The 21,234-nt window shown below is 43.9% G+C and carries 13 protein-coding genes; 4 read left to right on the forward strand and 9 right to left on the reverse strand.

Annotation, left to right across the window (positions count from 1 at the left end):
* Positions 1 to 68 precede the first annotated feature (68 nt).
* From AC5YB3_RS21405 to AC5YB3_RS21420, 4 genes are all read right to left on the reverse strand, one after another.
* On the reverse strand, positions 69 to 1,418 hold the full coding sequence (locus AC5YB3_RS21405) for an ATP-binding protein (RefSeq protein ID WP_427613020.1): 1,350 nt from the start codon (positions 1,416 to 1,418) through the stop codon (positions 69 to 71).
* The gene (locus AC5YB3_RS21410) at positions 1,409 to 2,083 is read right to left on the reverse strand and encodes a response regulator (protein ID WP_006081964.1); all 675 of its coding nucleotides are present in this window, start codon (positions 2,081 to 2,083) and stop codon (positions 1,409 to 1,411) included. Before AC5YB3_RS21410 ends, AC5YB3_RS21405 begins: the two co-directional genes overlap by 10 nt.
* 187 nt (positions 2,084 to 2,270) lie before the next feature.
* A complete protein-coding gene (locus AC5YB3_RS21415; RefSeq protein ID WP_012587462.1) occupies positions 2,271 to 2,630 on the reverse strand; it encodes a hypothetical protein in 360 nt (119 codons plus the stop codon).
* 194 nt (positions 2,631 to 2,824) lie between these two features.
* On the reverse strand, positions 2,825 to 4,147 hold the full coding sequence (locus AC5YB3_RS21420) for a dicarboxylate/amino acid:cation symporter (protein WP_413484952.1): 1,323 nt from the start codon (positions 4,145 to 4,147) through the stop codon (positions 2,825 to 2,827).
* A gap of 222 nt (positions 4,148 to 4,369) precedes the next feature.
* Here AC5YB3_RS21420 and AC5YB3_RS21425 point away from each other — a divergent pair, with 222 nt between their 5' ends.
* A complete protein-coding gene (locus tag AC5YB3_RS21425; protein ID WP_347097403.1) occupies positions 4,370 to 7,999 on the forward strand; it encodes an invasin in 3,630 nt (1,209 codons plus the stop codon).
* Positions 8,000 to 8,106: 107 nt separating this feature from the next.
* Here AC5YB3_RS21425 and astB read toward each other — a convergent pair whose 3' ends face one another.
* Positions 8,107 to 9,441 (reverse strand): N-succinylarginine dihydrolase, encoded by a 1,335-nt coding sequence (gene astB / locus AC5YB3_RS21430; RefSeq protein WP_347097402.1) that lies wholly within the window; start codon positions 9,439 to 9,441, stop codon positions 8,107 to 8,109.
* A 330-nt stretch (positions 9,442 to 9,771) separates the two neighbouring features.
* Between astB and topA the strand changes: the two genes are divergently transcribed.
* Positions 9,772 to 12,414, forward strand: coding sequence for a type I DNA topoisomerase (gene topA, locus AC5YB3_RS21435; protein ID WP_259482232.1), 2,643 nt, complete (start codon positions 9,772 to 9,774; stop codon positions 12,412 to 12,414).
* 225 nt (positions 12,415 to 12,639) lie between these two features.
* On the opposite strand, the gene zomB is transcribed toward topA, so the two are convergent.
* Positions 12,640 to 13,419: a flagellar motor control protein ZomB gene (gene zomB / locus AC5YB3_RS21440; protein WP_494526133.1), complete on the reverse strand. Its 780-nt coding sequence runs from the start codon at positions 13,417 to 13,419 to the stop codon at positions 12,640 to 12,642.
* A gap of 228 nt (positions 13,420 to 13,647) precedes the next feature.
* On the opposite strand from zomB, the gene cysB reads away from it, so the two are divergent.
* Complete coding sequence (cysB, locus tag AC5YB3_RS21445) at positions 13,648 to 14,631, forward strand: HTH-type transcriptional regulator CysB (protein ID WP_006081957.1); 984 nt, start codon at positions 13,648 to 13,650, stop codon at positions 14,629 to 14,631.
* A gap of 239 nt (positions 14,632 to 14,870) precedes the next feature.
* Here the strand turns inward: cysB and AC5YB3_RS21450 are convergent, their stop codons facing one another.
* Positions 14,871 to 15,533, reverse strand: coding sequence for a response regulator transcription factor (locus tag AC5YB3_RS21450; RefSeq protein WP_107404388.1), 663 nt, complete (start codon positions 15,531 to 15,533; stop codon positions 14,871 to 14,873).
* Positions 15,534 to 15,752: 219 nt separating this feature from the next.
* The gene (locus AC5YB3_RS21455; protein WP_494526134.1) at positions 15,753 to 16,217 is read right to left on the reverse strand and encodes an acyl-CoA thioesterase; all 465 of its coding nucleotides are present in this window, start codon (positions 16,215 to 16,217) and stop codon (positions 15,753 to 15,755) included.
* Between the two features lie 367 nt (positions 16,218 to 16,584).
* Between AC5YB3_RS21455 and AC5YB3_RS21460 the strand changes: the two genes are divergently transcribed.
* The gene (locus AC5YB3_RS21460; RefSeq protein ID WP_494526135.1) at positions 16,585 to 19,968 is read left to right on the forward strand and encodes a glycosyl hydrolase family 18 protein; all 3,384 of its coding nucleotides are present in this window, start codon (positions 16,585 to 16,587) and stop codon (positions 19,966 to 19,968) included.
* A gap of 162 nt (positions 19,969 to 20,130) precedes the next feature.
* Here AC5YB3_RS21460 and AC5YB3_RS21465 read toward each other — a convergent pair whose 3' ends face one another.
* Complete coding sequence (locus tag AC5YB3_RS21465; protein ID WP_006081953.1) at positions 20,131 to 21,195, reverse strand: 3-deoxy-7-phosphoheptulonate synthase; 1,065 nt, start codon at positions 21,193 to 21,195, stop codon at positions 20,131 to 20,133.
* Between the last annotated feature and the right edge of the window lie 39 nt (positions 21,196 to 21,234).

Genomic DNA, 21,234 nt, shown 5'->3' on the forward strand with positions numbered 1-21,234 from the left:
ACATCCTTGTTTTAACTATTTGTATTTGGTTATTTTGTATTTAGCCTTTGTTGTGAGTCATCCGGTCCTTAAACAGGGATACTGATCCTAAATAGTGCACCTTCTAAGCGGCTTTCCTCAATTTTTAAACTACCACCGTAGCTGTGAACGATTTCATCACAGACGGCTAATCCGATACCTTGTCCTGGTGACTGGGTATCGGCCCGCACGCCGCGTTGGATAATCTTTTGTCTTAGGTTTTCTTCGACACCTGGGCCATCATCCTCGACAATAAGTTCAAACTCACCTTGTGAACTAATCTTAGCTGATACATGCACTTGGCTGATACATAAGCGGAAAGCGTTTTCCATCAGGTTGCCACACAGCTCCATCAAGTCGCCCTTGTTGCCGGGAAACATCAAGGAGGGAGGTATGCTCGCCGAGAACTGTACTTGCTTATCGCGGTAAATTTTAAATAACATTTGCGCTAATTGATCGACTAAGGGCGCAATCACAGTCTGTTCTTGCTTCAGGCCTTGGCGGCCTAACATGGCGCGTTTTAATTGATATTTGACCAGCTGATCCATCTGGCTGACTTGTTCCATTATCTTTTCGCTCGCCGATTGCTTACTCAAACTGGCATCATCTGTGATGGCATGTACAGCGGCTAAGCGGGTCTTAAGACTGTGTGCTAAGTCGTTCATGGCATTTTGATAGCGCTGTTGTTGGGCGCTCGATTGTTGCAGCATTTGGTTGAGTGCTTGAGTTACCCCTTCTAGTTCAACAGGATAACCCTCAGAAAGTGATTTACTCTTACCTTGGTTAATCGATTGCAGTTCATTTTGCATCCGTACTAAGGGGCGCATTCCCCAATAGGCGGCGCTGACTAATAGAATTAACGCTAAGGCTAATACCATGGCTAATCTAATATAAGTGCGTTTACTGAACTTACTGTATTCCTGCTCGAGTTTGGCGGCATCTTTGAGGACGAGCAAATTGTAATGTACGCTAGCAATTTCCACCGCGAGCAAATAGACGAAGTAACCTCTGTCATCGGCCATAGTAAGATAATAGGGCGGAGAATCGTTGCGAATTTCGTTAAAACGCTCGCAAGTATCAAATAAGCCGCGGTCTACTGCGAGGGATGAAGTCCAAACTTGTTTGAATTTTTCATCGCAACTCGCAATCACATAACGTTCTTGCTTATTATTTTCCTCCAGCCACGCACTGGTATCGGGGATGAGATCGTGCTCCCGCAATTCGGCGGCGACTTGGGGAATTTCGGCAATGAGTTGTGCAGTTTCTTCGTTATAGCTATTTTGCGCATGCAGAATATTAACCATCCATGCGAGACCAAAACCCACTAAGGCAATAATCGATAGCGAGGTGAGAAACATCCGCGTCAGCAGACGTTTCTTAAATTTTAATCTTAGTTGCATGGCAGGTTAAATTTATATCCTTGGCCGCGAATGGTGACGATAGGATTGTCTATCCCATCGCGGGTCAGTTTTTTGCGCAGGCGGCTGACCATGACTTCAATCGTATTCGGATCGCCTTCTTTATCGCCATAAATCACATCGAGCAAACGTTGTTTGGCAACCACCTCATGGCAATGACGCATTAAATATTCGAGGATCAAATATTCAAAGGCGGTGACTTCCATGATTTCATCGCTCAGGGTGACTTGTTTGGCGGCGAGATCGAGTTTTAATTCTCCACTGCAAATCACAGGTTTAACAAAACCTGCGCTGCGGCGTACTAAGGCATCGAGCCTAGCGACGAGTTCTTCTTTTTGAAAGGGCTTCACTAAGTAGTCATCGGCTCCGGCGTTAAGGCCTTCGACCTTATCCTGCCAATTGACTCGTGCGGTGAGGATTAATATCGGCGCTTTAAGACCCGCTTCTCTGAGTTGTTCAATTAAGCTAATGCCATCTTGATCGGGTAAACCTAAATCGACAATAGCCACATCGATGGGATAATTCGTGGCTTGATAGAAACCTTCTTTGGCAGTGAGCGCCACTTGAACTTGATTGCCGAGATCGCTTAATTGCACTTTTAAGTGGTGGGATAAAATAGGATCGTCTTCAACAACCAAAATTCTCATAATATACATGCCTTAAAGTGGATGAGCTAAGCCTTAGTTAGCAAAGCAGTCTACGCAAAATCACACTGATAACCAAATAGAGTATCAGCATATCTTAGTTGAACTTAACCTTTGCTGACCGAGCAGAACGTGTGGTCAAAATAAGTACTCATTTATTGTTGAATTAGAAAGTATTACCGCTAAAGTATTAGCGTATCGGTGAATTTCCCCAAGGAGACTTTTGTTTTCTGATCCGCAAAATACCGTTACCACAGATAATTGCACCTAAGGTAAATAACATCACCGCCATCATAATAAAAGACAATCTCAACCAAGGAGCTTCTTGCGCTAAACGCATTTGTATCGCTTCAATCGTCGTGACGCCCCAGACGGTAAAGACACTCATAAATAATAAAGTTTGTAATAAACGCAGTAAGTAAACCGAGTTAAAGAATAAAACTAAGGGCGCAATTGCAAAGGGGATGGCAAAGCTAATTTGTTCATAACGTACAAAGTGGGCACACAATAGCCAGCAAGCTATCAGGATCCAAAGACTTCTCCACCACATTTATTTAGCTCCATTTAACGTATTAAAATAGTAAACACAATGTAGCTAAAAACAAACTGCCATACTATTGGCATGTTCACATTTTGCTAATTGTAGAAAAATTAATTGGGCTAAGTACAGACAAAAGTGTAAACAAAAAGCGTAAACAAAAACGCCCAACACAGAGGCTGGGCGTGATGGGTATTTAACTAAGGCTAGTTAGAACTATTTGAATGATGAACTTGCTCATCAAAATTTCTAGCAACCTTACCCGCTTGAGTGTCGTTAAACACTTGCTCGTTAAATTCACCTTCAGATTTCGCAATGACCACGGTTGCCACACAATCACCGGTGACGTTTACTGCGGTACGTACCATGTCGAGTAGGCGATCAACACCGATAATCAGTGCAATACCTTCAACCGGTAAACCAACTTGATTCAGTACCATGGCCAGCATGATAAGTCCAACACCCGGTACGCCTGCGGTACCAATTGATGCCAATGTCGCTGTCACAACGACGGCGGCATAATCGGTGAGCGAGAGTTCAATGCCAAAAACCTGAGCGATAAACACTGTGGCCACACCTTGCATGATTGCAGTGCCATCCATGTTAATGGTTGCACCTAACGGGAGCGTAAAGGCGGCAATCTTATTATCGACACCTAATCTATGCTCAGAGGCTTCTATGGTAATCGGTAAAGTGGCATTTGAACTTGCTGTTGAAAAAGCAAACAGCTGCACATCACGCATTTTACGGATAAATATTAACGGATTGAGGCCAGAGAAAAGTTTAAGAAGTGTAGGGTAAACAATAAACGCATGGACCAGTAATACACCGAGAACCACGAAGAAATATTTGACGACACTCTCAAAGGTTCCTAAACCGAGCGTTAATGCAAGTTTTGCCATCAGCGCAAACACCCCATAAGGTGCAAGCTGCATGATCAGTGTTACGACACGCATGATGACTTCATTTAAATCTTCAAACAAAGCCGCCACGCGTTTACCACGCTCACCAATATGGGCAATCGCAAAGCCAAAAATCACCGCAAAAATAATGATTTGCAGCATATTTCCTTCACTCAATGCCTGCATCGGATTGGTGGGGACTATATTGATAATCACGCTTGAAAGACTTGGCGCTTCTTTGGCGATGTACTCCATTTTCTCTGTAGCCAGTGAAGCGTTCCCAGGATGTATAAGGACTGCACTGACAATCGCAACCACGAGAGCAATAGCAGTGGTGAATAAATAGAAGGCGAGGGTTTTGCCCCCTAAACGGCCCAATTTTGAAGGCTCACTCAGTGAGCAAGTTCCACAAACTAATGAAATAAAGACTAAAGGAACAACTAACATTTTTAAGCTGGAAATGAAAATGGTGCCGATAACATGTAAGAAACCTTCGGTAATATAGTCTTTTACGATATCGCTTTCTGGAAAGGCATTGCGGAGTAGGAGACCTAAGGCAATACCTGTTCCCATACCGATCAGAATTTTACTTGTAAGGCCGAGTTTATTTTTTATCGAAATTGCCATGGTGAGTCCTGTGTGTTTTTTATACATTCTATTTTTTGGCGCTCACAAGACTAGCAAGAAAACGGCGAAGATGAAATGACAAATAGCGTTAAAGTATTTATGTTATTTGTGAAATAAAATAAGGTTCTAGTGAGTAAAATTGGTGAAAATTGTGTAATGTTAGCCTATAAGTAATAAGCGTCTAGCTTAAGTATCATCATCAGAGTAACAGGGAGCCTGACAATGAAGTCAGCGTATAAGGTTTTTCTCGCAGGATTGTGTTCACTTTTTTTAATTGCATGTGGTGGAGGAGGCAGCATCTCCGATGATGGAGGTACAACACCGACGCCTGGTGTCGTCACTGTCACTCTTAGTATTTCTAATAGCGATAGTGTTTCTGTCGCTACACCTGCGGAAGTTAAAGCAACGGTTGTGGATTCCAAGACTGGACCTCTAGCAGGTGTTGTAGTTTCATTTAAATTAGATAATGACGCTTTAGGCTCTTTTACTCCCTCAACGGGGACGCAATTAACGAACTCATCTGGCGTTGCAACGGTTAAGCTTGATACTGCAACTTTAGCGGGTGCTGGAAATGTAACTGCGAGTGTTGCGAGTGGTGCTTCCATAACCAAGGGCTTTTATTCAAAAGGAGATGGTGTTGTTCAGCCTGGAACGGGGAATAAACTTAAACTATCACTACAAAATGCCCAAGGACAAACTGTAACAAAAATCAGTTCTGCAGTACCTGGTACTGTTAGTGCTATTTATACTAATGGTTCAGATGAACCATTAGTCGGTAAGGTTATCACTTTCACTTCAAACTTAGGTAAATTTTCACCGCAATCAGGCACTGCACTTACCAATGCTCAAGGACTTGCTAAAATAGCAATTACTGCTGGTTCAGTTGCTGGGGCTGGTAATATTATTGCTAAAGTTGATGAAAATATTGAGTCACTTGGATTTGAGACATCAGGAGATGAAGTTGTTGTTAAGCCAATTGATGCGTATAGCATTGCGCTAACAATTTTTGATTCACAGGGCCAAGAATTAAGAAATATTAGTCATGTTGTTCCTGGAACTGTAATTGCAACTTTATTGAAAGACGGTGCTCCGACTAGCTATCAAACAGTCGTATTCAATTTGACGGGACAAGGTACATTAAATCCTTCTTCGGGAACGGCATTAACGGACTTAAATGGTCATGCTTCTGTGACTTTAATTACTGGAACAAATGCTGGTGCAGGGTCTGTTACTGCTAGCTTCTCCCTTGATAATGAAACAATAACGGATAGCTTCAACTTTGAAGTTGCTGGCGATGCACCTGGTGGAAATGGCGAGGCTAATTCTTTATCAATTCAATTGACAAATAGCCAGACGGGTTTGCCAACCACTAATGTCAGTGCAGCACAACCGAGCAAAGTAACGGTTACTTTAGTTGATAAAGATGCCACTCCATTGGTTGGTAAAGTGGTGAGTTTTAGTAGTTCCTTAGGAAACTTCCTTCCAACGAAAGGAACCGCTTTAACAGATTCAATTGGCCGAGCTTCTATTACTTTAACCGCAGGTAGTATTGAAGGTGCTGGTGAAGTCACTGCAAGTTATGGTACTGCGAAGGCTATTGTCGGTTTTGTAACCGCTGGTGATGATATAGACCCTATAGAAGCAAGCCCTGAAATCAGTTTTGATATATATGATTGTAATGGTGTAGCTGCATGGGATAAGACACTAAAGAACTTTGAAGTTTGTAAGATAACCGACAATATTACAAACGATAAACCTGGTATTATTGGTGCTAAAGTTACGCGTTCTGGCAGTACGCAAGCTCTACAACAAGTGCTTGTTACTGCCGCGACAACCTTAGGAGCTATTAGCCCTAATTCGGGGACAGCCATCACGAATGTTGACGGTAAAGCGATTCTTGACTTGTACGCAAATGGTAACGTTGGGGCTGGCGAAGTCTCTTTAAAAGTGAAAGATGCTACCTCAACTAAAGCGTTTGAAATTGGTAGAGTAAATATTAGCCTCGATATAAAAACAAGTGTAGGCAATAACTCTTTACCAGCAGGTGGTTCTACTATTGTTGAAGTCACGGTTTTCAATCCTGATGGTTCATTATCGACAGGTCAACCTTTCACTCTAGAATTTTCATCAGAATGTGTTGCTGCTGGTAAAGCTGTCATTGATTCCCCTATAGTTACTAACGCTGGTAAAGGTTATTCGACTTATCGTTCAACAGGATGTAGTGGATTAGATACAATATCTGTTTCAGCTGTTACTGGTGGCGGCTCAGTGTCTAAGACAACTCAAATTACAGTTGATACAGTAAAAGTTGGAGCTATTGAGTTTGTTTCTGCAACACCTAATCAGTTGGCTCTGAGTGGCACTGGTGGAATTGCAGGAGTAGGTGCACGTAGTGAGACATCTGTTGTTCAGTTCAAGTTATTAAATGAAATTGGCCAACCTGCTAGCCAGCAAAGAGTTTGTTTTGAATTGAGTACCGAAGTAGGAGGTATGACGTTATCACCATCACCTCTTGCTGAGGATTATTTGGCATGTAGCAATATGCCTCAGCCTGGAGATGCTGAGTACCCTTCAGACCTGAGTTTACCTAATAAATATGCAGTGGCTTACACTGATGCATTTGGCCAAGTTTCTGTTACGGTAAAAGCTGGTGATATTCCTACACCTGTAAAAGTATTTGCTTTATGGTCTGGTAGTACTGGCAACGGTCATGATGCAACTATTTCTAATATTTCAGATGAGTTAGTTGTATCTACAGGACTTGCTGATAATGATAGTTTCTCTTTATCTGCCACCATTCTTAATCCTGAAGGATGGGATCATGATAATGAACAGTCAACAATCAATGTGTTAGCTGCGGATCATTTTAACAACCTTGTACCTTCTGGTACTCGAATCAGTTTTAGAACTGAAGGCGGTGGTATTGATAGTTCATGTGTTACTGGCTCCAAAGATAATGGTGCAGGTGTATTAATTCCTAATGGTGGTTGTTCTGTGACTTGGCGAAGTCAAGATTCTCGTCCTTTCAAAGGGACGACTGTGATTTGCCCTAATGGTGGATTTAATGGAATTATTACTCCGCCATGTACGGGTAATAGTTATGCTCGCTATCTTGACGGTACTAATTCCGTTATTGCAGAACCACGTCCAGGTAGAACGACAATTACGGCTTACGCGATAGGTGAAGAGAGTTTTGTTGATTTAAATGGAAATGGGTTATTTGATAAAGATGAAGATTTTAGTGATTTATCTGAAGCGTTCACAGATCATAACGAAGATGGTAAATATCGAGGTTCACCATTACCTGCAGGAGCGGTTAAAGAAGAATTTATTGATTACAATGTAAGCGGTTCTTTTGATGGTGCAGATGGTAAGTATACTGGTTTACTTTGTGCGCAAGGTTCTGAGGCAAACTGTACTGATACTGGGAGTGATAATTTTAAAGCTCAGTTGAATGTATTTAGAAATCTTCCATTAGTCATGTCTGGCAGTACTCCATTCATGAGACTGGTGAATATAGATGCAGTAACTGGAAATATTACCCCAGTGCAACCGATTGATTTAACAGTCGATGCACCACAAACCGTTTATTTATTCCTTTCAGATTTAAACAATAATACGCTTCCGTTTGGAACTACGATAACTGGAACTGCAGATAATGGCGTATTAAGTTCAGTTACCTCAACTTATACAATAGGAAATAATATCTCTAATAAACCATTGCTATATCCTTTTACTATTGGTTTAGAAACATCTCCAAATAAGAAAACAATTGGACAGCTAACGATTACGGTTAAAACCCCTTTGGGTGAACCATTAGCTGTGTCTGTCAACGTGATAGATGCTGGTTGATGATTTACTCTAGTTTTTAGTTAGTACAGCGAAAACGCCCGATTAGCATTCGGGCGTTTTTCTTTATTATGTTTGGTTAGTGTGAAATATAAATTGCCAGCGTTATTCTAACGCTGGAACTGATAAACGCTGCCTAGTTTCATGATTTGCGTGAGCTCATCTAATGCTGTACGTGATTCGATGATTAGCTGAGGGTCAGCAAGATCTTGGGTGGTTAATCTGTCACGGTAATGTTTGTCTACCCAAAGATTTAAACGCGCAAATAAGGCATCATTCATTAAGGTGTGTTGATTTACGGCCGCGACTTCCATCTCATTCATCGCAACACGCAAACGAAGGCAGGCGGGACCGCCGCCATTTTGCATGCTTTGTTTTACGTCGAAGTAAAGCACTTGCTTAATGGGTGTGTTAAACGTCAGTAGTTCATTCAAATAGGCAAATACTGCGGGATTTTCTTGGCAATCGGTTGGGGCAATAATGGCCATTTCACCAGAGGGAAGCGTAATAATTTGGGTATTGAATAAATAGCTTTTGACTGCGTCGTTAATTGCCACTTTAGCGGTGGGAACTTCAATGAAATACAGTTCTGTATCAAGCTTACGCTTAATTTCATCAATTTTATGTTGGGTATTTAAGAAGGCTTGTTCATGGTAGAACAGCACATTTTGGTTACCAACTGCGATAACATCGTTATGGAATACACCTTGGTCAATGACATCAGGATTCTGCTGGATGAAGACGCAATTATCCTCTTCAAGCTGATGCAAGCGTGCCACAGCCATCGATGCCTCTAAGGTTTGTCTTGCTGGATACTTTTGCGGTTTAGGGGCATTGGGATTGGTGGCTTCTTGTCCATAAACGAACAATTCTACACCGGCATGGCCGTACTCGTTGCATAGCCTAGTGTGGTTCGCCGCACCTTCATCACCGAAGCTATTATGCTCAGGTAAGTGACTATGGTGATGAAAATAGTGGGGATCACTGAAAGTTGCTGTTAATATGCGCCCCGTTGTGAGGGGCTCGATGCTGCGATGCAGTTTATCGACTAAATTTGCTGGGGTGAAATGCAGTTTGCCGTCACGCGTATCTGCACTGGGTGAGACAGTTGCGGCATTAGCAGTCCACATACTGGATGCACTGCAGCAGGCATTAAGCAGCATAGGCGCTTCTTTCGCGGCCTGTTTTAATACATTGGCGTCAGAGCCGGAAAATCCAATTCGGCGCAATGTATAGAGGTCTGGGCGCTCTTGAGGGGCTAACATACCTTGAACCATGCCCATATCGGCAAGTGCTTTGGCTTTTTGGAGTCCTTGTTTCGCAGCAGCTTTGGGGTTGGAAACTAAGGCGGCATTGCTGAGCGAGGCGACATTGCCAAAAGACAACCCTGCGTAATTGTGTGTTGGTCCAACGAGTCCATCAAAATTCGCTTCAAAGTGCTTCATTGCTTATCCTTGTGATAGGGAAAGTTATTATTTGTTCATATGGTCCCTGAGGGAACCCAGTATACTGAAGCTTTTCGAGTGCACAAGCGGACGGTTTTGTGCTCAAAGCGACTTTTTCACGATAAATGCATAACTATTTCTTGCTTGCTGGCAAATAATGAAATATTAGTTTTTAATTACGCATATTATATTTTTACATTTTTTCAACTTTGATTAAAAAGTGACTCGCTGGTACATATAAAAGAGGGATTAACTTGAAACTATCAGTACAACCCTCTATATATGGTGCCAATTTCCACCTTCTTGAGATTTTTTGGCGCAAATTAAACTATGGGTAAATCGCTAGTTATTGTCGAATCACCGGCCAAAGCTAAGACTATTAATAAATATCTTGGCAAAGAATTCATCGTTAAATCGAGCGTAGGTCACATCCGTGATCTGCCGACATCATCGACTTCAGAAGGCAATGAAAAGGTTAAATCCGCTGCCGAAGTTAAGAAAATGTCGCCAGAAGAAAAAGCTCAATATAAAAAGGTGAAAGATCAGCAAGCGCTGGTGTCTCGCATGGGCGTAAACCCTGAAAAGGGCTGGGCAGCTAAGTATCAAATTTTGCCTGGCAAAGAAAAGGTTGTTAAAGAGTTACAGGCACTTGCCGATTCTGCCGACCAAATCTATCTCGCAACCGACTTAGACCGTGAGGGAGAAGCTATCGCCTGGCATTTGCAAGAGGTGATTGGCGGTGACCCTTCACGGTATCAACGTGTAGTTTTCAACGAAATTACTAAGTCTGCGATTCAAGATGCCTTTAGCAAGCCGTCGACACTCGACACTAACATGGTTAATGCCCAGCAAGCTCGTCGCTTCTTAGACAGAGTTGTCGGTTTTATGGTGTCGCCACTGCTGTGGAAAAAAGTCGCTCGCGGTTTATCCGCTGGACGAGTGCAGTCGGTTGCTGTTCGCTTAGTGGTTGAACGTGAAAGCGAAATTAAAGCCTTTGTACCGGAAGAGTTTTGGGATGTACATGCAGAGCTGAGTACTCCAACCCAAGAAGCCTTGCGGATGGAAGTGGTTAAGCATTTAGATGCGGCCTTTAATCCTATCAATGAACAGCAAGCGATGGCGGCGGTTCAAGCGTTATCGGCGGCGAGTTTTACCGTGCTGGCCCGCGAAGACAAAGCGACCCAAAGCAAACCTTCTGCGCCCTTTATTACGTCGACATTGCAACAGGCCGCGAGTACGCGCTTAGGTTTCGGTGTGAAGAAGACCATGATGATGGCTCAGCGACTTTATGAAGCTGGTCATATCACTTATATGCGTACCGACTCGACCAATTTGAGTCAAGAAGCAGTTGAAAACTTGCGTGATATGATTGCCAAAGAGTTTGGTGATAAATATCTACCCGCTGAACCCATTCGCTACGGTTCTAAAGAAGGCGCACAAGAGGCTCACGAAGCGATTCGTCCATCGAACGTTCATGTCCAAGCGGCGACCTTATCGGACATGGAGCGTGATGCTCAGCGTCTATATGAGCTGATTTGGCGACAGTTTGTGTCATGTCAGATGACGCCAGCCCAATATGATGCCACTAAGTTGACCGTGAAAGCGGGTGACTATGAGCTCAAGGCTACTGGACGCACTTTACGTTTTGATGGTTGGACTCGCGTGCAAACAGCACTCAAGAAGAAAAACGAAGAAGACAATACGTTGCCATTTGTGGCACAAGGCGATGTATTAGCGTTAAAAGAGTTGCAACCTAAGCAACACTTTACTAAGCCGCCAGCTCGATACAGCGAAGCCTCTTTAGTTAAAGAATTAGAAAAACGCGGTATTGGCCGCCCATCGACCTACGCAACTATTATTTCAACGATTCAAGATCGGGGTTATGTAAAAGTTGAGAATCGTCGTTTCTATGCCGAAAAAATGGGTGAAATTGTCAGCGAGCGATTAGTCGGCAGTTTTGCGGATTTAATGAGCTATGACTTTACCGCCAGTATGGAGCAAACATTAGACGATGTGGCTCGCGGCGAATTAGATTGGAAAAAAGTGCTCGATGGCTTCTATGCTGACTTTACTAAGCAATTAGAAAAAGCGGAGCTGGATCCCGAAGAAGGTGGCATGCGTCTTAACCAAATGGTGATGACGGATATCAAGTGCCCAACCTGTGGTCGCCCTATGGGTATTCGTACAGGTACGACTGGTGTTTTCCTTGGTTGCTCTGGTTACGAATTACCTCCCAAAGAGCGCTGTAAGACAACGATGAACCTTACGCCTGGCGTTGAGGCGATTAGCGAAAACAGTGAAGATGCCGAGACTGATGCACTGCGTGCGAAGCACCGCTGTAGTATTTGCGGCACAGCGATGGACAGTTACCTAATTGATGAGAAGCGTAAGCTACACGTCTGTGGTAACAACCCGATTTGTGAAGGCTATGAAGTCGAAGAAGGCCAATTCAAGATCAAAGGCTATGAAGGTCCGCTGATTGAGTGTGATCGCTGTGGCCACGACATGGAACTGAAAAACGGCCGTTTTGGTAAGTATTTTGGTTGTACCAATAGCGAATGTAAAAATACGCGTAAATTACTGAAGAACGGCGAGGCTGCGCCACCAAAAGAAGATCCTATCTATTTGCCTGATCTGAAATGCAGCAAATCGGATGCCCATTTCGTATTACGTGATGGTGCAGCAGGGATCTTCTTAGCGGCCAGTACTTTCCCTAAATCACGGGAAACCCGTGCACCTCTGGTTGAAGAGCTGGTTCAATACCGCGAGCTGCTGTGGCCTAAGTATCAATATTTAGCCGATGCGCCCGTCACTGATGACGAAGGCAATAAAGCTGCGGTGAAGTTTAGCCGTAAGACGAAAGAGCAATACGTTGCGACTGAAGTCGACGGCAAAGCCACTGGTTGGTCAGCGCATTACGTTAATGGCAAGTGGGTGAGTGAGACTACCAAGAAAGCCAAAAAAAGCGCATAGCGGCGGATTGAGTTAGCTTAACGCCAAGAGAATAACAAAAAAGCCAAGTCAATTATGACTTGGCTTTTTTGTTTCGATTTTCTTTAGAGACTGATTTGTTGCTGTAGATAATGAGCCAAAAATGTTACTCGCTTTACTCGCACTCACTCACCACGCCAATAACGCTGAAGAACGAGTGTAAGACGTGCCGCTAATTCAACTTAAAGGTAAGCAAACAGTAACTGATCACCATTTCTTTTTCGGTTGAAACAGCATGTCGATATCATCTTCTTCATTTTTAGGTCTAGGTGCACTGGGTTCAGATTGTTTTTGTGCGCCCATAATCTCATCAAGTAATTGTTTAGCCTCATCCACTTTACGACCAATGAAAGGGTCATTAGGCGTTTGTGCCTTAATCGCGTGCAATGTCGATAGTGCTTTAGTCACCATTTGTTTTGATGAACCATATTGCTTCATAAAACTGGCCGCTCTGGCACGGGAAAGCATGGAATCAACATTGATCCTGAGCTGTAAACTGTCGATACGACTTTCTTCCTGAGCAAAAATGCTTGGGTCGACTTTCCCTTTATTATGTTCGGCTCTGAGTATAGCCTTGAGCTTTTTCAAGGTTTGCACTAGCGCTAAAATTTGTTTGTCGTTATCGGGTAATCTGAAATTCTCAATCGGTGGTGATTGAGGTTGACTAGACTGTAAGGTTGTTATTTGATTGTTGATATCGGCTAGGCGGCGCTGGTAATCAGACTGTTGCTGGGTATTACTAATTGCTGTCGTAGCCTGCAAGGCATCTTGCACGCGACGATACAAAACCAACACAATATTCGTGCTACAAGGCATCATCCCTGTGTTTGATAACACAGCTTCGGTTTCATCGATAATTGCTCTTTGACGGGCAAATTCAATGCGCCGCTCAGCCTCTGCGCGTTCTTTTTGTTGTTGTAATACGTTAATTCCGATAACAAGCAGTAAAAGCGCACCGATGAGGATCAGAACCAAGGTGAATGACATAGATGTTCCATTATTTATCCAATTGAGCTAATGCTACAATAAATCAATAAACTAGCATAGTTATCTTAGCCTAGGTTATCATTTCTGTCGTATGAATCTGCAGACTTGTGCTCTATATTCCTATTTGCTTTAAGTTTTACTATATACTATAACGATTGATTATAGCTGAGAGTGCTTTGAGGGCTCAGTTGTTAATGGCATTTTGCGTGTTTGAGACAAGGAAATAAAATGAAACTGCAACAACTCAGGTATATTGCTGAGGTCGTAAAACATAACCTCAATGTATCGGCGACAGCTGAAAACTTGTATACCTCTCAACCTGGGATCAGTAAACAAGTTCGTATGCTTGAAGATGAGTTGGGGATCCAAATATTTGGTCGTAGCGGTAAGCATTTAACCCATGTCACACCTGCAGGTTTGCAAGTGATCAGCATTGCCAATGATATCTTGGGTAAAGTTGAGAGCATTAAAAAAGTTTCTGAGGAATATACTAAGCCCGATCAAGGCGAGTTAAATATTTCCACAACAGACACTCAGGCGCGTTATGCATTGCCGACGATCATTCGGCAGTTTATTGATCGCTATCCTAAAGTGAACTTGCATATGCATCAGGGGACGCCGTCGCAGATCAGCGAACAGGCGGCTCGCGGTGATGCGGATTTCGCCATTGCGACTGAAGCAATGCATTTGTATTCCGACTTGATTATGTTGCCTTGTTATCATTGGAATCGCTCCATCGTCGTTCCTAAAGATCATCCTCTTGCGACCCGTAGCCCAAATAATTTGATTAGCATCGAAGATTTAGCGCGCTTCCCCTTAGTGACTTATGTCTTTGGTTTTGACCGTGCCTCTGAAATTGAGAAAGCGTTCAATCGTGCCAACTTAGAGCCGCGCGTTGTTTTTAGTGCGACCAGTGCCGATGTGTTGAAAACCTATGTCCGTTTAGGATTAGGTGTGGGCGTCATCGCCTCTATGGCGATTGACCCTAATGTCGATAAAGATTTAGTTGCGATTGATGCTGGCCATTTGTTTGCCCACAGTACGACTAAAATTGGCTTCAGGAAGGGCAGCTTCTTACGCAGTTATATGTATGATTTTATTCAGCACTTTGCGCCGCATTTAACCCGTGACGTGGTGGAGAAAGCTGTCGCCTTACGGGATCAACAGCTTATCGATGAAATGTTTGCCGATAAAAATCTGCCAATGCGTTAATTGGCGATGATTTACTGACATAAAAAATGCCGCTAATATAAGCGGCATTTTTTATGGAATAATGTTTAGCTGAAACTTCATGAATAAATCAAGGTATTAAACCTTAGTGCTTACATCTAAGTGCTTAATAAGTCCTTAAATCTAGGCGCTTAAATTTAGTTCATGTAGACACTAGCCATGTGGCATTCATAAAGCATAAACATGCATCAAGTCCATTATACATATCAAGACGTAAGCGATTAAGATAAATCGACTTTATCCATCTCAAGCTGAGCAAGAGCTATGACGGCTTGTGTTCGGTTACGAACGCCCAGTTTTCTAAAAATGGCAGTTGCGTGTGCTTTGATGGTCGCTTCAGACACGCCAAGATCATAGGCAATTTGCTTATTTAACAAACCTTCGGCAAACATCTGCAACACTTTATACTGCTGCGGCGTGAGATCGGACAATTTGCTGGCCATTTTATCAACGGCATCGTCCTCGATAGAAATAATCTCAGTGCCTTTAGGCAACCAAATATCACCAAATAACACCGCACTCAGTGCCTCTTTGAGGGTTTCCATCGAGGCCGATTTAGGAATAAAACCACTGCTACCATAATGAATCGCACGGCTAATGGTATTGATATCCTCGTGTGCTGAAATCACTACTACGGGCAAATCGGGATAATGTGAACGTAGGTGAATTAGTGTGGAGTAGCCGTGGGAACCGGGCATCTGCAAATCTAACAGTACAAGATCGTAATCGACGCTACGGACATCCAACACAGCTTGCAGTGCGTCAGCACTGTCAGCTTCAAACCATTGTGCATGCTCAAACGCTGTGGTCAGTGCTTGACGTAGTGCATTTCTGAACAATGGGTGATCGTCTGCGATAATAATATTTAAGTTTTCTAGCTTCATGGCTTTTATGATTATGTTCGGTGCGCGTGAAGATTGAACTCAATGTAACAGAAAAGTAATCAAGGATCCTATTGCTTTATTCATGAATAAGGACAAATTTTTGATATGTTTCTGGTTGTTAGACTTTGGTCGGTGTTTTGCAAAATATTTTTGAATCGCACGATAGTAATGAAAAGCCCGAGATAACGGGCCGTTTTGTAGCTTACATCGTCTAAAAAACTACTCGTATGTCCACACTTGAGTGGGATTTCGTTGTTCGTCAACCACAACAAAGGTGAACACACCACGTATGGCATGCTCTCGGTGATCTTGATACATGTCTTCGACATAGATGTTCACTTCAACTTTCAATGAAGTGTTACCGACATGGATCACCCGCGCGATCAGTTCGGCTAATGTGCCTGCGGGGATAGGTTTTTTAAAATCGATTCTATCGGAACTCACAGTCACTAAGGTTTTACGGCAAAAACGAGTTGCAGCAATAAAGGCCGTTTCATCCATCCACGCTAAAGCTTCGCCACCAAATAAGGTATTGTGATGGTTGGTGATGGATGGAAATACCGCTTTGATTACCCGCGCTTCAGAGGAGTCGATTCGCGTTTGAATCGCTTCAGGAAATTGTGCTTCAGGGGTTTCGGTTCGTGAGGTATTTTTGGTGTTTGGAGAAATGGGCGTAAGCGACATACAGCAACCTAAGGTAATGCAGCAAATAAGGCTGAATTATAGAGATTTTTAATTCTTAAAGATAGAAAGCCACTTCATTTTGAGCCTCTAGCAGATTTTATTGTCGGTTTATTACTAACCTTTTAGGCGGCTATGCATAGCAAATAATATTTTAAACTCATTGTTTAAGTATAAGTCATTAAAAGTTATGTGATTTTTATATTTTGTCATATCTAGTTATTTAATATAACACTTTAAAGGTTAACAAATTACTTACATTGAGCTACCTTGAATATTCCGCAGTAACCCCTTTGTTGTCATCTGACGTTGTATGTGCTCGTGTAAAGGACTATTCCGGTAACATACTATAATAAAAGAGGATTTCAACATGATCTGTAATATACCTTGGGTAATGAAACAACAGCGATTCGCGTGGTTAATGGCCACAGCTATGGCGGGTTTCAGTTATTCTCAAACGGCTGCAGCAGTGAGTTGCCAAGACATAGCAGCTTGGAACAGTAGCCAAATCTACGCAACCGTCACGCCTGTTACCTACGATAATTATCTCTATCAAAATAAGTGGTGGACCCAGAATGAAAACCCTAGCCAAACAGGGCAGTGGGGCGTATGGGAAAACAAAGGTGTGTGTGACGGAGCGCAAAACCAAGCCCCTACACTGGTCATCTTGCAGCCGCAAAACAATGTGAGTGTGAATTTAGGGGATGTCGTCTTGCTGCAGGCAGATGCATCTGATGTTGACGGTACCGTTGCGAGCGTAAATTGGTTTGCCAATGGTCAGGCGGTAACGAGCCCTTGGGCGACTAATGCGATCGGCAGTGTCCAGCTTAAAGCGGTAGCGACCGATGACAAAGGTGCGACGACCGAGAAAAGTGTTGTGCTAACCGTTATCAATGCTACGAGTGAAAACTTACCGCCTTCGACAGAAATTTTGTCACCTCTTAATGACAGCGCTGTCAATATCGGCGACTCAGTAACCATTAGCGCGAATGCGAGCGATCCTGATACGGGTGATAGCATTACTAGAGTTGAGTTTTATCTTGATAGTCAATTGATTGCGACTGATAACAGTGCACCCTATTCGGCAATATGGCAGGCCGCTGGAGTCGGTGAGCATCAAATACAAACCCGTGCCTACGATAGTCACAATGCCAGTGTCTTGTCGGCAATCATCAAACTCAATGTTGTCGCAGCTAATCAAGCGCCGAGCGTGACATTAACCGCGCCGCAGGCCAACTTTCAAACAGATTTAGGCACGGTGTTATCACTCGCAGCAACTGCGACTGACAGTGATGGCTATGTGGCCAGCGTGCGCTTTTATGCTAACGGTGTGCTCGTTGCTGAAGATGCAACCGCGCCATACAGTGCACAATGGACAGCCATTGAAAACGGCGACATTCGTTTCACCGCTGAGGCGATTGATAATCTTGGCCTGACAACATTATCAACGGCGGTTATTGGCCAAGTAGGTCAAGCACCAACCGATAATGAGGCTTGCCGTCCTGAAGGTTTAGTGGGTGATTCAGTCTATTGCGATGTGTACGATGAACAGGGCCGCGAAAAAATGGGTAGCGATCACGCCCGCCGCGTTATCGGTTACTTTACTTCGTGGCGCACGGGTAAAAATGGCCAGCCGAGTTATCTCGCAAGTGATATTCCTTGGGATAAAATTACCCACATCAATTATGCATTTGCGCATATTGATTCGAATAACAAGGTCTCTATTGGCGACCCCAATAGTGCGACGAACGCGGCAACAGGATTAGAGTGGCCGGGCGTTACAGGCGCTGAGATGGATCCCGAGTTTAATTACAAAGGCCATTTTAACTTACTCAACAAGTATAAAAAACGCCATCCAAACGTTAAGACTTTAATCTCGATTGGTGGCTGGGCTGAAACGGGCGGTTATTTTGATGATAACGGTAATCGTGTTGCCAGTGGTGGTTTCTATGAGATGACTCAGACGACGCAAAGTATTGAAACCTTTGCCGATTCTGTGGTGGCGTTCTTACGCACTTACAGCTTTGATGGGGCGGATATTGACTATGAGTACGCGACATCAATGGCTAAATCCGGTAATCCTGATGATTTTGCGATGTCAGAGCCAAAGCGTGCGACCTTGTTTAAACAGTACGAACTGCTGATGAAAACCCTGCGTGAAAAACTCGATGCAGCCAGCAAGCAAGATGGTAAGCACTATATGTTAACCGTTGCTGCGCCAGCATCGGGCTATTTGTTACGTGGGATGGAGGCGTATCAGATGACTCGTTATCTCGATTACGTCAATATTATGAGCTATGACTTGCACGGCGCGTGGAATGATTTTGTCGGTCACAATGCGGCGCTGTTTGACACTGGTACAGATGCAGAACTTGCGCATTGGGATGTTTATAGTACGGCGCAATATGGCGGCATTGGTTATCTCAATACCGATTGGGCATACCATTATTTCCGCGGTTCTATGCCAGCAGGGCGGATCAATATCGGTATTCCTTACTATACGCGTGGTTGGCAAAATGTTAGTGGTGGCACTAACGGCCTATGGGGCTTAGCGGCATATCCGGATCAAACGGCTTGCCCTGTGGGTACGGGTGATGGGGCGTCAAACTGTGGTTACGGTGCTCAAGGAATTGATAACCTCTGGCACGATAGTGATGTTCGTGGCGATGAGATGTTCGCAGGCTCTAACCCTATGTGGCATGCTAAAAACTTGGAACTCGGTATCAGCGGCAGTTATTTAAGCCTTTATGGATTAGATCCGCAAATGAATGTTGCCGATCGACTGACGGGCACCTATGAGCGCCATTATGACGCTGTGGCGGAATCTTCATGGTTATGGAACCCGACAAAAAAGGTGTATCTGTCTACTGAAGATGAGCAAGCTATGGCGCGTAAAGTGCAATATGTGGTCGATAACGGCATTGGTGGCGTCATGTTCTGGGAATTAGCAGGTGACTTCGGCTGGTATCCAGAGCGTAACAATGGTCAGGGTGAGTTCTTTGTCGGTGATACTATGACCAGCATTGCGTACAACGGATTTGCGCAAGCAACCCCGTATGGCAATCGCACCAGCAATCAGGTAATGCCATCACAAACATTGGCCTTAACGGCAAGCTTATCTGGCTATAAAGTGGGCGACAGTAACTATCCGATTACGCCAACCTTAACCATCACCAATAATAGCCAAGTGACTATACCCGGCGGTGCGGAGTTTGAATTTGATATTTCAACTTCAACTTCAGCCGAAATTGCCGATCAATCGGGTATGGGGTTAACTGTGGTAACGGATGGTTCCAATGTGGCAGGAAATAACGTGGGCGGGTTGGAGAATGATTTCCACCATGTGCGCTTTATCTTGCCAACCTGGAAAAGTCTCGCGCCTGGGGCAACGTTTGACGGCACGATTAAGTACTATTTGCCTGTCTCTATGCCATCAAACTTTACTGTAAGTTTTAATGGCACTCGATATGGATTTGGTGCGGCGAGTTCCGTTGTTCCACCTTTGGATTGTGCTGCAAATCCAAGTTTACCTGAATGCCAAGTACCTGTGGTGGATAGTTGTGAAGCGGCGAGTGTTGATACTGCGGGTATTCCTGCTTATCCAAATTTCCCGCAAAAGGACTATCAGGGAAATCCAAGTCATGCAGCAACGGGCGATCGGATGAAAAACAGTCGCGCTGTTTACCAAGCTAAGTGGTGGACCAACGCGGCACCTGGAGCTTCTGCAGATTGGGCGTTTGTGTGTAATCTATAACATTGTTTATGTTTAATAAAAGAACGCAAAGGCGTTAGTCGCAGTGTGTTGCTGGCTATTACATTGGGTATTAAACCGCTCTTAATAAAAAAACCGATCAAAGATCGGTTTTTTTTATTGGAAAATGTATATCGCTTCGGACATATTTTTCAAGCGTCAGGCCTATTTTGCTAACAGTGTTTTTCGCTCGCGGGAAGCGGCTGCCAGTTTACGCAGCAGGACTTCTGAGTCATCCCAATGTAAGCAGGCATCGGTAATACTTTGGCCATAACAGAGTGGCTGGTCTGCAACGACTTTCTGGTTGCCTTCCTGTAAGAAGCTTTCAGCCATAATACCGGCGATGGCAGTGCTGCCTGCCCGCATTTGCGCCATGATTTCATCAGCGACGTTAAGCTGCTTAAGGTGGTTCTTCTCACTGTTACCGTGGCTGAAATCAACCACCATACGTTGAGTGACCCCAACAGAGGCAAGTTGTTGCCGTGCCTTTTCGATATCTTCGGCGTGGTAATTAGGCGTTTTGCCACCGCGCAGAATGATATGACCAAACGGATTACCGTGGGTGCGATAGACCGCCATCGCGCCATCTTTATCCGGTGAATAGAAAATATGCGGAACTTGTGCGGCCCGCACTGCATCGACGGCGATATTGATATTGCCATCGGTACCGTTTTTAAAACCAACAGGACAAGACAGTGCCGAGGCCATCTCACGGTGAACTTGGCTTTCAGTGGTGCGTGCGCCAATAGCGCCCCAAGTAATGAGATCGGCGATGTATTGACCATTTACCATATCTAAGAATTCGGTGGCAATAGGTAATTTTAATTCAGTGATTTGTTGCAGCAACTCGCGAGCAATACGTAAGCCTTTGTTTGGCTCGAAACTGCCATCAAGATCGGGATCAGAAATTAATCCTTTCCAGCCGACAATCGTGCGAGGTTTCTCAAAATAGACCCGCATTAAGATGCACAAATCATCTTTCAATTCTTGATGTAATGCGGCTAAGCGCTGCGCATAATCTAATGCCGCTTTGGTATCGTGTATTGAGCATGGGCCTATGATCACCAAAAGACGTTGATCTTCACCCATAATAATGGCTTCGACTTCACGACGTTGCTGAACCAGATAATCGGCCGCATCTTGAGTTAATGGGAACTCAGATGCCAGTTGCGCAGGTGAGATGACTTTTGCTAATAAGGAAGTGCGTAGTTCGTCTGTTTTTATGGTCATTCAAAATACCGAGCTTGCGTGCGGCGCTTTTCGCCAGAT

This window comes from Shewanella sp. 1311, from assembly GCF_059338235.1.

Bases quoted from the DNA above. Each gene is read 5' to 3' on its own strand.
- AC5YB3_RS21405 (WP_427613020.1), bottom strand. From the start codon at position 1,418: ATGCAACTAAGATTAAAATTTAAGAAACGTCTGCTGACGCGGATGTTT.
- AC5YB3_RS21410 (WP_006081964.1), bottom strand. From the start codon at position 2,083: ATGAGAATTTTGGTTGTTGAAGACGATCCTATTTTATCCCACCACTTA.
- AC5YB3_RS21415 (WP_012587462.1), bottom strand. From the start codon at position 2,630: ATGTGGTGGAGAAGTCTTTGGATCCTGATAGCTTGCTGGCTATTGTGT.
- AC5YB3_RS21420 (WP_413484952.1), bottom strand. From the start codon at position 4,147: ATGGCAATTTCGATAAAAAATAAACTCGGCCTTACAAGTAAAATTCTG.
- AC5YB3_RS21425 (WP_347097403.1), top strand. From the start codon at position 4,370: ATGAAGTCAGCGTATAAGGTTTTTCTCGCAGGATTGTGTTCACTTTTT.
- astB (WP_347097402.1), bottom strand. From the start codon at position 9,441: ATGAAGCACTTTGAAGCGAATTTTGATGGACTCGTTGGACCAACACAC.
- topA (WP_259482232.1), top strand. From the start codon at position 9,772: ATGGGTAAATCGCTAGTTATTGTCGAATCACCGGCCAAAGCTAAGACT.
- zomB (WP_494526133.1), bottom strand. From the start codon at position 13,419: ATGTCATTCACCTTGGTTCTGATCCTCATCGGTGCGCTTTTACTGCTT.
- cysB (WP_006081957.1), top strand. From the start codon at position 13,648: ATGAAACTGCAACAACTCAGGTATATTGCTGAGGTCGTAAAACATAAC.
- AC5YB3_RS21450 (WP_107404388.1), bottom strand. From the start codon at position 15,533: ATGAAGCTAGAAAACTTAAATATTATTATCGCAGACGATCACCCATTG.
- AC5YB3_RS21455 (WP_494526134.1), bottom strand. From the start codon at position 16,217: ATGTCGCTTACGCCCATTTCTCCAAACACCAAAAATACCTCACGAACC.
- AC5YB3_RS21460 (WP_494526135.1), top strand. From the start codon at position 16,585: ATGATCTGTAATATACCTTGGGTAATGAAACAACAGCGATTCGCGTGG.
- AC5YB3_RS21465 (WP_006081953.1), bottom strand. From the start codon at position 21,195: ATGACCATAAAAACAGACGAACTACGCACTTCCTTATTAGCAAAAGTC.